Annotated in this window: 9 protein-coding genes; 6 read left to right on the forward strand and 3 right to left on the reverse strand. The window is 59.4% G+C overall.

Annotated features, from left to right (window positions below; all coding sequences use genetic code 11):
* Positions 1–906: a sulfate adenylyltransferase subunit CysD gene (gene cysD / locus FJ867_RS22430; protein ID WP_140494839.1), complete on the reverse strand. Its 906-nt coding sequence runs from the start codon at positions 904–906 to the stop codon at positions 1–3.
* Positions 907–1,389: 483 nt separating this feature from the next.
* On the opposite strand from cysD, the gene FJ867_RS22440 reads away from it, so the two are divergent.
* Positions 1,390–2,667, forward strand: coding sequence for an O-antigen ligase (locus FJ867_RS22440; protein ID WP_140818615.1), 1,278 nt, complete (start codon positions 1,390–1,392; stop codon positions 2,665–2,667).
* 17 nt (positions 2,668–2,684) lie between these two features.
* Complete coding sequence (locus FJ867_RS22445) at positions 2,685–3,632, forward strand: NAD-dependent epimerase/dehydratase family protein (protein WP_140818617.1); 948 nt, start codon at positions 2,685–2,687, stop codon at positions 3,630–3,632.
* Here FJ867_RS22445 and FJ867_RS22450 read toward each other — a convergent pair.
* Positions 3,620–4,159, reverse strand: coding sequence for a sugar transferase (locus FJ867_RS22450; RefSeq protein ID WP_140494844.1), 540 nt, complete (start codon positions 4,157–4,159; stop codon positions 3,620–3,622). The genes FJ867_RS22445 and FJ867_RS22450 overlap by 13 nt on opposite strands.
* Before the next feature lie 190 nt (positions 4,160–4,349).
* Entirely contained in the window at positions 4,350–6,332 is a 1,983-nt protein-coding gene (locus FJ867_RS22455; protein WP_181165146.1) for a nucleoside-diphosphate sugar epimerase/dehydratase, read from the reverse strand.
* A gap of 542 nt (positions 6,333–6,874) precedes the next feature.
* Here FJ867_RS22455 and FJ867_RS22460 point away from each other — a divergent pair.
* Genes FJ867_RS22460 through FJ867_RS22475 form a run of 4 tightly spaced genes read left to right on the forward strand, consistent with a single transcriptional unit; the run spans position 6,875 to position 11,736 of the window.
* Complete coding sequence (locus tag FJ867_RS22460; RefSeq protein ID WP_140655814.1) at positions 6,875–8,308, forward strand: phosphomannomutase; 1,434 nt, start codon at positions 6,875–6,877, stop codon at positions 8,306–8,308.
* Positions 8,305–9,720: a mannose-1-phosphate guanylyltransferase/mannose-6-phosphate isomerase gene (locus FJ867_RS22465; protein ID WP_140738177.1), complete on the forward strand. Its 1,416-nt coding sequence runs from the start codon at positions 8,305–8,307 to the stop codon at positions 9,718–9,720. The genes FJ867_RS22460 and FJ867_RS22465 overlap by 4 nt, the downstream gene beginning before the upstream one ends.
* 50 nt (positions 9,721–9,770) lie before the next feature.
* Entirely contained in the window at positions 9,771–10,760 is a 990-nt protein-coding gene (gmd, locus tag FJ867_RS22470) for a GDP-mannose 4,6-dehydratase (RefSeq protein WP_140624488.1), read from the forward strand.
* A 22-nt stretch (positions 10,761–10,782) separates the two neighbouring features.
* On the forward strand, positions 10,783–11,736 hold the full coding sequence (locus tag FJ867_RS22475; protein ID WP_140818619.1) for a GDP-mannose 4,6-dehydratase: 954 nt from the start codon (positions 10,783–10,785) through the stop codon (positions 11,734–11,736).
* Positions 11,737–11,744 lie beyond the last annotated feature (8 nt).

Below are 11,744 nucleotides of genomic sequence, written 5' to 3' on the forward strand. Positions count from 1 at the left end.
TCAGAAATACCCCTCGCGCTTCTTCTTTTCCATCGAGCCGGCTTCGTCCCGGTCGATCAGGCGGCCCTGCCGTTCGGAGGTGCGCGCGGTCAGCATCTCGCCGACGATAGCTTCCAGCGTGTCTGCTTCCGATTCGATGGCGCCGGTCAGCGGGTAGCAGCCGAGCGTGCGGAAGCGCACCAGCCGATTCTCGATCGCCTCACCGGGGCGCAATTTCATGCGATCGTCGTCCTTGAGGATGAGCATGCCATCGCGTTCCACGACCGGCCGCTGCTTGGCGAAATAGAGCGGCACGATCGGGATGTTCTCCTGCAGGATGTACTGCCAGATGTCGAGTTCGGTCCAGTTGGACAGCGGAAAGACGCGGATCGATTCACCCGTGGCGATGCGGGTGTTGAAGATCTTCCACATTTCGGGACGCTGGTTCTTCGGATCCCAGACATGCTGGGCGTTGCGGAAGGAAAAGATGCGCTCCTTGGCGCGCGATTTTTCCTCGTCGCGGCGGGCGCCGCCAAAGGCGGCATCGAAACCGTATTTGTCGAGCGCCTGGCGCAGCGCCACGGTCTTCATCACATGGGTGTGCGTGTTCGAGCCATGATCGAAGGGATTGATGTTGTCGCGCACGCCATCCTGGTTGACGTGAACCAGGAGATCGAAACCGAGTTTTTGCGCCATCTGATCGCGAAAGGCGATCATCTCGCGAAATTTCCAGGTTGTGTCGACATGAAGGAACGGAAAGGGCGGCTTGGCGGGATAGAATGCCTTCATCGCCAGGTGCATCAGCACGGACGAATCCTTGCCTACGGAATAGAGCATGACCGGCTTGGCGAAGGCGGCCGCGACTTCACGGAATATGTGGATTGACTCGGCCTCAAGCCGCTGCAGGTGCGTAAGCGCTGTTGTCATGGCCTGTCTAGCGTTCTCTCGTGCCTTCCGACAGAAGACCTGGCATCAAATCATCGGGCTTCCCGCCCGGTTCAAGCTTGCTTCTGGACAATGTTATTCTTGCGGGCGTTCTAGCAGATCGCCGCTGCCCAGAACAATGCAAGACGCGCCTGGCAAGGAGTGGTTCGGGAATGAATTTTCCATCCATGCGTCAAAATGCGGAAATTCCTGCTTGTCACGCCGGCGGCTGAGAAAATGCGGGGGAAAAAATTGCTTGATGAAAAGCACGCAGTCTTCGCCGCGCCCAAATCCGATCGTCTGCCAGCGACTACCGATTTTCGGTGGCAATCGGCCTTGATGCACTTTCAGAAAAAGACCCAAGCCGCTATACCGGCCCCTGAAAGCGGGCAGATGCACGATGCGACACGGGCAATTTCGGCAGGGCTATGTTCGCCGCCGTCAGACAATCCGCCGTGTGAAGCGTCCGAGAATGGTGAGCCGCCCTTGAGCCAGCTTTCATCGATAAGACGGCAGTTCTCGCCCGCGCGGATCAATATCTATTTTTCCATCGCTTGCTTCTTTTTTCCACCGGTCCTGGGGTCTGTGGTGAGCTTCGTGTTCAACGGCGGCGGCCTGTGGTCGGTTCTTTTGATCGCCTCGAAAAAGAGGCGCTTCAACATCGACCGGGCGATGATGGCGCTCACGGTCGCGATCTATGCCTATTGCGCGGCAAATCTCCTGGCTTCGCTCGCCAACAACGCAATCGTCAGGGATGCGCCGCATCTGATCCCGCTCGTTACCTTCCTGTTTTTCCCCCTCTCCTATTCAACCTGGAGCATTACGCAGAAAGCAACCCTTGTCCGGATCATAATCCTCAGCAGCATGGCCGCCTGTTTCGTCGCGCTGGTATTGGCGATCATCCAGCAATATTGGATCGGGATGAGGGCGGAGGGCGGAGCGGGAAATGCGATCGTGTTCGCCACGGTCGTCTGCCTTGCAGTGATGGCCTGCGTGGCCGGTGCCCTGTCGGGCATCGAAAGGCACAAGAGTGCGCTGATCTGCGCAGCGCTCGGCGGAACGATCGCCATCATCTATTCCGGCACGCGCATCATCTGGCTGGCGCTGCTGATTTCCGGCATTGCCGTGCTGTTGATCAACCAGCATTGGCTGAAAGGGAAGAATGCCGTCCGTCTGCTGCTTCTGCTGGCGGCGATCGGCGTCGCGGTCGCCGCTATCGGCTTCCATACAATATCCGACAGATTTGATTTTCTGCGCTCTGATTGGGACGCGCTTGGGGCGCACGGCAATTCCGACACCTCGCTTGGAATACGTGTTGCCCTCTGGGACATCGGCCTGAAGGCATTCCGCGACATGCCCTTGTTCGGACACGGAGTGGGCGCCAACCAGCTCTTGATCAGGCAGGGCTTCCAAGACCTGTTCGCGAAAACGGCAGGTTTCAATCATTTCCACAATGGCTTCCTGACGGCACTGGTACAGGCGGGCATCCTGGGCGCCGTGACTTTGGCGGCGATCTTTGTCGTCGCCGGCAGAAACGCCGCCCTGGTCCTGCGCAACAGCGCCGACCCGATCGAGCGCTTTGGCGCCACCATGGTCGTCATGATGGTGATCATCTACCTGACGGCTGGGATGACAGGCATCCTGATCGGCCAAGACATCCTGGATTCGGTGTTCATGGTCTTCCTGGTATCCGGGACCTATCTTGCGTCGGGACGTCAGGCCCCGTTGCCGGAAGAGATGCCGCTTCCGCCAGTCACGCAATAGCGGCTCCGGGCAAGGCAATGAAGGTCTTGGTCACAGGCGCATCGGGCTTCATCGGACGTCTCGTCGTGCAAAGGCTTTGCGAGGCAGGCGTGGAGGTTCGCCTCGCCTCGCGCTATCCCGAAAGCCTCGCTTCGGGCAGCGACATCGTCGCCTTGCCGCGTTTCGATGCGCCGGCCGAGGCCTTCCTTGCCGTCACCCGCGATGTCACGGACGTCGTTCATTGCGCCGGCCTGAACAATGATCACGGCGGTGCCACTGAAGCCGACTACCGAGCCGCCAACGCGGAACTGAGCGCGCGGCTGGCGCATGCGGCTGCCATGCAGGCAAGCGGACGCTTCATCCAACTGTCATCGGTCCGGGCCGTGATCGGCGCCCGCGTCAGCGCAACGATCGACGAGCATACGGTCCCCGATCCGCAATGCGCCTACGGGCGCTCGAAACGCGAGGGCGAGATCAGGGTCCTGGACGCCTATGCATCGCACGGCCGCGCCGACGCCGCCGTGCTGCGCCTGCCGGCGGCCTACGCAAGCGGCATGAAGGGCAATCTGGCAATGCTGATGCGCCTGGCCGATACGGGCCTGCCGCTGCCGACAGGTATTCTGACAGGAACCCGCTCGCTGGTGTCGGCCGACGCAGCCGCGCAAGCCGTGCGGCATTTGTTGGCTCATCCGGGGCCGCTCAGCCCTGCCTATATAGCCAGCGACGTGCCTCCGGTGTCGGTGGCAGCCGTCGTAAGCGCCTTCCGTAAGGGACTTGGGCGGCCGGTGCGCCTGGCTGCCGTACCGGCCAGCCTGATGCGGATGGCCGCGGTGGCGCTAGGCAAGCGGGCGTTTTGGGAAAGCATGACGGCGACACAGATATGCGACCCTTCCCTGCTCGTCTCGCAGGGCTGGCTGCCGGAAACAGCGACGCTTGATCGTCTAAGCGAAATCGCGGCGCGCAGCAGGCAAGCTCAACCTGGATAAATCGTCGCAAGCAGGATGCGAAGATCAAGGCCGATCGAGGCGACCTTGAGATAGTCGGCATCGGTTTCGGCCAATAGGGCCGGGTCCGACATGTCGATGCCCTTGACCTGAGCCAGGCCGGTGATGCCGGGAAGCGCCGATGAAACGCCCAGCCGTCGGCGGCACTCGATCAGCTCGGTTTGCGTCGGCAGACAGGGACGCGGTCCGACCAAGCTCATCTCGCCCTTCAGAACATTCCAGAACTGCGGCAGCTCATCGAGCTTGAACTTCCGCAGGGTTTTTCCGGCCGGCGTCACGGCATTCGCCGGCGCCTCGTGCGAAGGCAAGGATGGCGTGCCGACATACATCGTGCGCAATTTGTGACAGCGAAAGAGCACGCCATCGCGGCCAACCCGCGTTTGAGAAAAGATGGCCGGACCGGGCGACGATATACGAACAGCCAGGACAGCGAGCGCTAGGACGGGTGACGTGACCAGGAGCAGCAGCGCCGCGCCGGCAAGATCGAAGATTTGCTTGGCTGTCTTCATGAACCGCCGATAGTGCTCGTTGCCAAAACCAAAGACGAAATACGAATCCGCTCGACGTAGCATGAGGCTATCGCTCGACCAAGCTCGACCCCTCGCCAGCCAGCGCCCCAGAGTCCCGAAGGTCCGCCGATAAATGCCGCTCTTGCGCAGACTGCTCAAGCGCCTAAGAAGGCCAGGGTCTTTCGAAGCATCAGTTCGCCTGCCCGGCCGCTTTCGGGATCACGGCCTCAGGCACGTCCCCTCTTACCTTCTTGGTATGGTCAAGACCCGCAAGCACAGCGAGCGAGGATGCCTTGTCCTGGCTCTTCACGGATTGCTGCAGGGCCGCAAGCGCCGCCTGGACATCGGACCATTCCGCGACATCGGTGCTCAGGCCAAAAATCTTGGAAATGCCGAGTTCGACCAGCTCCTCATCCTCACCATGCAACGTTTCATGGAGTTTTTCACCCGGCCGGATTCCGGTGAAGCGAATGGGGATGTCCGTGTATGGGCTTTTTCCGGACATGCGGATCATCGTCTCGGCAACTTCGAGGATCGGCACCGGTTTGCCCATGTCGAGCATGTAGACGGCGTAGTCGTCGCCGGCTTTCCGCGAGGCGGCATCGGCCGCGGACATGATGACGAGGTCGACGGCTTCGGCCACGGTCATGAAATAGCGCGTCATGCGCCGGTCGGTTATGGTGACCGGACCTCCGGCCTCGATCTGCGCCTGGAATATGGTTGCGACCGAGCCATTGCTGCCAAAGACATTGCCGAACCGAACGGCTATGAACTTGGTGGCGGGGCGCCGTGCGCCGGGCTCGCCGGCGGGCGTTTCATGCAAGGCGCTGACGATCTGTTCGGCCGCCCGCTTCGTCAGGCCCAGCACGGATGTCGGGTCCACGGCCTTGTCGCTCGAAACAAGCACGAATTGCTTGACGCCGCATTTGGCGGCAACCTCGGCACAGACAAGCGTTCCGAAGACATTGGTCTGGATGGCCGAATCCCAGTTTTCCTCGAGCAAAGGCACATGCTTCAGTGCCGCGGCGTGGAAAACGATGTCCGGCTTGAACTCGGTGACGACACGCGTCATCTGGCGCCGGTCGGCGACATCGACAATGCGGACCTTGAGGCGGTCATGGTCCTTCTCTTCGACGTATTGGCTCAACTGGAAAATGCCGAACTCGGAATTGTCGGCAACCAGCACCGCCTCCGCGCCCAGTTCCAGTGACCTCTTGACCAGGGTGCGGCCGATGGAACCGGCGCCGCCGGTGACCAGGACGCGCTTGCCGCCGACGAAGGCCCCGATGCGTTCGATGTCGGACGGAACCGTGGGGCGGCGCAGGATCGTTTCCATCTCGACCTCGTCGAGAACGAGCTTTCCCTCCTGGCCGAGCTGCGAAAGCCCCGAGAACTGCACCACCGCTATGTCGCCTTGCCGGGCAACACGGACGAGCTCCGAATACTCCTCGATCTCATGTTCGGCGCCGCTGCCGAAAATCAGCAGGTCCAGGCTTGTCGTACCCTTGGCGTATTCTTCCAGCACCTCGATCAGGCGGGGGCGGGTGGCCACGACGGGAACGCCCTGGATCCGAGTGCCCTGCGGAACACCGTGCTCAATCGCCATAATCCCTGCAATTGAATACTCTACAGGCTGCGTCGTGCGCGTGAAACGGATGATTACGTCGGCCTCGCTCAGCTTGCCGACAAACACCGCTCTCTTGGTCGAAGCCTTGCCGCGACTCAGAATGCGCCAGCTCGCGCCGTCGCGAAAGAACCGGTAGAAAATCCGGGGCGCCGAGATGATCGTGAAAGAAACCAGGAAGAAGACGATGAACTGGCGCTCATTGAGGCCCGCCACCGGCTGAAAGGAACGAACAAAAAGCGAAACACAGTAAAGGACGATGGTCAGTATTGCGCAGCCCTTCAGGATGTTGAAGAAATCCGGCGTCGAGGCGAAGCGCCACACAGTATTGTAGAGGCCGCAATATCTGAATAACAGATGACTAAGAATAATGATGCTCGCCCAGCAAGCGAAACCCGCTGGAGAGAACGCTTCGAACGACAGCCTCGACTGCGATAAAGTCAGGCTAAGCGCCACCGCCACCAAAACCATGGCGATGTCTTGAATCATGATGATGGCGCGACGCATTGTGGGCCGGAGTCCGGGTACAGCTTCTACATAGGATTTCATCGGACGGTACTGAACTCCAGGCGCGAAGACTTCAATACTAAAGTGGCTCTAGAGCGAATACCATCCGTCACCGGCGGCTTCTTTTTAGTACCAAATCTTCGGCCCCCGCCGCGTGTATCGCATAGCGTGGACTTGAAATCATCGCCAGAGATTTTTTCATAGGTTGGCGGGTGAAGAGAAAGTCCGTTTGATCAAGATCTTGCACATCAACTGCAAAGAGCCCTAGAGTCCGACAGCAACTCAGGATAGAGAGAGGGGTCGGCCGGAGAGGTCAATCCTTGACTACTCTTTGCCCTGGTGCGGTCTGCTCTCGACCTATGGCCTATGGTTCCGCAGATATCAAGCGGTTCGAGAATGCCGGCAGCGCGATCGTGAGGCCATCGCTCGGTCCTTGACGCCAGACGGCTCTCACCCTGTCGACGCGGCTGGGAATGCAGTGTGGATAGCTGGAAGGAAAGGTGAACCGCCCGAAGCGATTTTGCGGTTGACAGCCAAGTCTGCTGCAATATGACGGTCTTCCCTTTACCAGCCAAAGCGAAGTGATGAAGTTTGGATCAAGTGGCCTGCGAGGGTTGGCTTCAGAATTAGTCGGGAAACCCAGCGGCCTTTATACGGAGGCTTTCGCTTGGCGTCTCGTTGCCGATGGGGTCCGATCGAAGGCCAAGGTGTTCGTTGGTCGCGACTTGCGCGATAGCAGTCCGACGATCGCCGCCAACTGCATGGCTGCCTTGGCGGCAAGTGGGTTTCAACCGATCGATTGCGGTGCCATTCCAACGCCAGCCTTGGCGTTGTATGCCGGGCAGCATGACGCAGCGGCGCTCATGGTTACGGGTTCGCACATCCCTGCGGACCGCAATGGCATCAAGTTCTATAGCCCGCGGGGCGAGATCACCAAGGCCGATGAAGCCGCTATGGCACACTATGCTGCCGAACGGCTAGACGCCTATTGCCCCCCGCCGCCAATAGGTACGGCTTTGCCGGGACATCACGACAATGCGATCGCCGCCTATCGCGCGCGCGCCGATGACATCTTGGAGCCTGGGTCCCTTTCGGGCCTGAGGCTCGGCGTCTATCAGCACAGTTCGGTCGCGGCGGATCTTCTGGTGGAGGTTCTCCGATCCTTTGGCGCAGATGTGACACCTGTCGGGAAATCGGAGACCTTCGTACCCGTCGATACCGAAGCCGTTGACGAAACCACAATTGCAAAGTTCAAGGGTTGGGCGCGGGAATTCCACCTCGACGCCATCGTGTCGACCGATGCCGATGCTGATCGGCCACTGATTGCCGACGAGAATGGTGACCTGTTTCGCGGCGACCTGATCGGCCTCGCCACGGCTCTGTTCCTGCGGGCTGACATCGTGGTGACGCCCGTGACTTCGAATTCAGGTATTTCGAAAGCCTTCGGTTTTACGGTTCTGAGAACGAAGGTCGGATCTCCCTTTGTTGTCGAAGCCATGGAAGCCTCACACCGCCCCGGGAAAATCGTTGTGGGCTTTGAAGCCAATGGTGGCGTTCTCTTGGGGTCGGACTGTTCGCTACACGGCAAGACATTGACGGCATTGCCGACACGGGATTCACTGCTCCCCATCCTGGCTGTCCTCGGGATGGTCGCATCGACAAGAAAATCGCTGTCAGGTCTGCGCGCGTTGTGGAATCTTCCGGCTTGTGCAAGCGAACGCCTTGAGAATTTCCCGGTGGAGAGTTCGCGCAGCTTGATGCGCCGGCTCGCGGATCGGCCTGCACTGCAGCGGTTTCTGGCCCCGTTCGGGACTGTTGCTGAAGTTGACGAGACCGACGGCCTAAGGACACAAATGCTGACTGGCGAGATCATCCATCTGCGGCCGTCCGGCAACGCGCCTGAACTTCGCTGCTATTCGGAGGCAGCAGACCCAGGCAGAGCGAGAGCGATTGTGGCGCTGACGCTCGACAGGGCGCTGGCAATCGCATCCACAAACGAAGCAGAGGTCATTTCATGAAAGTGGTTCCCGTCATCATCAGCGGTGGAGCCGGATCGCGACTATGGCCTGCCTCAAGGCAATCGCACCCCAAGCCTTTTCTTAAAGTGGCGGATGGGCATTCGCTTATTCAGCACACGGTGCTGCGCGCCGCGTCCATTGAGGGCGTGGTGGAACTCGTGGCTGTAACGTCCGGGGACCACCTTTTCCTCACGAAGGACGACTTCGACGAACTGGATTCGGTTGTGTTGCCGCGTACGTTTCTGCTCGAGCCGGAAGGCCGGGATACTGCCGCTGCCGTGGCGGCAGCCACTGTCCATGCCAAGGCAACGCAGGGCCCTGATGCGATTCTATGCGTCTTCCCGGCCGATCACATGATTGGCAACTTGCCTGCGTTTCTAGACGTTATGGGCCGGGCCATCGAATACGCAAAACTGGGGCGGATTGCCACATTGGGCATCAGCCCGACCAGACCGGACACGGCATTCGGCTACATCGAAGCCGATGGTGAGAAAGTCGTCCGCTTCGTTGAGAAACCGGATCTCGACACAGCCAAGGCCTATGTCGCCTCCAAACGCTTCTTCTGGAACGCGGGGATATTCTGCTTCAGCGCGCAACGCATGCTCGACGAGATGGCTTTGCATTGCCCCGAAGTGATCCAGGCGGTTTCCGACAGTTATGAGAACGGCCGATTCAGTCAAGGCGAAGGCTTTGCCAAAATCGAACTCGCGCCCGAGCATTTTGGCTCCGCTCCGCGTATCTCTCTCGATCATGCGGTTATGGAGAAGGCGAACAATCTTGCCGTGGTTCCTTGCGACATGGATTGGAACGACATCGGATCTTGGAACGCAATGGCCGATTTGATCACTCCTGACGAAAGCGGCAACAGGCTACGCGGCGATGTTCACATGGTCGACACCACCGGCAGCTATATAAGTTCCGACAAACGCGTCATCGGCACGGTCGGGGTCAGCGATCTGGTGATCGTGGATTCTCCCGACGCATTGCTTGTCGCCTCCCGCGATCGCGTTCAAGACGTCAAGAAGTTGTTCGAGGGCCTCAAGGCTTCCGGGCATGAGGCGCATTTGGTCCACAGCACCGTACATAGGCCGTGGGGCACCTATACGGTTCTGGAGGAGGGCGAGCGCTTCAAAATCAAACGCATCGAGGTGAAACCCGGTAGACGTTTGAGTTTGCAGATGCACTACCATCGCTCCGAGCACTGGGTCGTGGTCAGCGGCTCCGCGAAAATAGTCAATGGCGACCAGGAGCTGTTCCTGGCGACAAACGAGTCAACCTACATCCCCTGCGGTCATAAACACAGGCTGGAAAACCCGGGCCGGATTGACCTGGTGATCATTGAAGTGCAAAGCGGCGATTATCTCGGCGAGGACGATATCGTGCGTTTTGACGACGTATACGGCCGCGCCTGACAATCCATTGGGTGCTTGGCGACCAGTCACCGGATAAACCGAGAACATCGATGAAAAAGACAGCTTTGATTACCGGCATCACCGGGCAGGACGGCGCCTATCTGGCGGAGCTTCTGCTTGCCAAAGGGTATGAGGTTCACGGACTTGCACGGCGTTCAAGCACTGCCGATGTGAACACCACGCGCCTGAAGTGGCTCGGCATCGAGAAAGACGTTCGGATCGTGGACGGAAACCTCACGGATTTGTCCGGTCTGGTTAGAACTATGCGCGATGTGAAGCCGGATGAAGTCTACAATCTTGCGGCCCAATCTTTCGTCAAGTCATCGTGGCAGCAGCCGATCCTGACAGGCAACGTTACCGGCATAGGCGTGACCAATGTTCTTGAGGCAATCCGCCTGGAATCGCCGGAGGCCCGTTTCTATCAGGCATCATCCTCGGAAATGTACGGCCTTATCCAGGAGCCGATGCAATCGGAAACCACACCTTTCTACCCCCGTTCCCCTTATGCGGTGGCGAAGCTCTATGGTCACTGGATTACGGTCAATTATCGCGAAAGTTTCGGCCTGCATGCCTCAAGCGGCATCCTGTTCAATCATGAATCTCCGCTTCGCGGCATCGAGTTCGTCACCCGCAAAGTCACGGATGCGGTCGCGCGCATCAAGAAAGGCATGGCAAAGGAATTGCGTCTCGGCAACATCGACGCCAAGCGTGACTGGGGTCATTCCAAGGACTATGTCCGCGCCATGTGGCTGATGGTACAGCAGGACCAGCCGGACGATTACGTGGTTGCGACAGGCAGGACGACAACTGTGCGCGACATGTGCCGAATCGCATTCGAGCATGTTGGGCTCAAGATGGATGACCATCTTGTGATCGATCCCGACCTATTCAGACCGGCCGAAGTCGAAATTCTGCTCGGAAATCCCGCCAAGGCAAAGCAGAAGCTGGGATGGGAGGCGACGACCTCGCTGGAAGCAATGATCTGCGAAATGGTGGACGCGGACCTCGACCGCCTTACCAACCCGCCGAGCCGCGGGTAATCGGAAAGCCCTCTTTGCCAACATGATCGGCACGTTGACGCATCGCATCCTGATAACCGGGGCCAGTGGGTTCGTCGGCACGACACTCTTGCAGTTGCTGGAGCGGGAGCACGGTTCCTGCGAGGTTTTTGCTTTTGGTCACGGCGAAGGGCAAAACCCGATCGATCTGCTGGACCAGGACGCGGTCGACACGGCCGTCCAGAAGGTACAGCCCACCGCGCTTATCCATCTGGCAGCGGTCGCCGCCCCTTCCGATGCACGCAATGCGCCGCGACATGCCTGGAACGTCAATGTTACAGGCACGATGAATCTTGCCGATTCCGTGATGCGCCACGCGCCACAGGCACGGTTCGTTTACGTTGGCAGCTCGGAAGCGTACGGCGCTTCCTTCCAAAGCGCCCGCGGCCCGGTGACGGAGAGTGCCCCGCTTCGGCCAATGACGATCTATGGCGCTACCAAGGCAGCAGCAGATCTGATGATCGGTCAAATGGCCTATGACGGCCTGCGCGCCATCCGCTTTCGCCCGTTCAACCATACCGGCCCGGGCCAGTCCGATGCCTACGTTGTCTCCGCCTTCGCACGCCAAGTTGCAGAGATCGTATCGGGCAAGAACAAGCCGGTCATTCAGGTCGGCAATCTTGAAGCCGAGCGCGACTTCCTCGATGTTCGCGACGTGGTGCGCGCCTATGCGAGCGCCGCGACGATGGATTTGGATGACGGACCGGACCATGTCTACAACATCGCATCCGGGCAGCCCCGAAGAATCCACGACATATTGGATATGCTTGTCGCACAGGCAGGCATCGATATCGAAGTGCGCGCTGATCCGGAAAAATTCCGCCCAAACGATATCCCCTCGGCTTGGGGTGATGCGTCAAAAGCACGCGCCAGGCTGAATTGGGAGCCATTAGTGCCGTTCGAACAGACAATAGCCGACGTTCTCGGATATTGGCATCGGGTATGTAACGTCCGCTGACGTCGTCA

The sequence above is a fragment of the Mesorhizobium sp. B2-5-3 genome (assembly GCF_006441005.1).
Lineage (GTDB): Bacteria > Pseudomonadota > Alphaproteobacteria > Rhizobiales > Rhizobiaceae > Mesorhizobium.

Excerpts from the sequence above, each read along its gene's own strand:
- cysD (WP_140494839.1), bottom strand. The coding sequence starts at position 906 with ATGACAACAGCGCTTACGCACCTGCAGCGGCTTGAGGCCGAGTCAATC.
- FJ867_RS22445 (WP_140818617.1), top strand. The coding sequence starts at position 2,685 with ATGAAGGTCTTGGTCACAGGCGCATCGGGCTTCATCGGACGTCTCGTC.
- FJ867_RS22450 (WP_140494844.1), bottom strand. The coding sequence starts at position 4,159 with ATGAAGACAGCCAAGCAAATCTTCGATCTTGCCGGCGCGGCGCTGCTG.
- FJ867_RS22455 (WP_181165146.1), bottom strand. The coding sequence starts at position 6,332 with ATGAAATCCTATGTAGAAGCTGTACCCGGACTCCGGCCCACAATGCGT.
- FJ867_RS22460 (WP_140655814.1), top strand. The coding sequence starts at position 6,875 with ATGAAGTTTGGATCAAGTGGCCTGCGAGGGTTGGCTTCAGAATTAGTC.
- FJ867_RS22465 (WP_140738177.1), top strand. The coding sequence starts at position 8,305 with ATGAAAGTGGTTCCCGTCATCATCAGCGGTGGAGCCGGATCGCGACTA.
- gmd (WP_140624488.1), top strand. The coding sequence starts at position 9,771 with ATGAAAAAGACAGCTTTGATTACCGGCATCACCGGGCAGGACGGCGCC.
- FJ867_RS22475 (WP_140818619.1), top strand. The coding sequence starts at position 10,783 with ATGATCGGCACGTTGACGCATCGCATCCTGATAACCGGGGCCAGTGGG.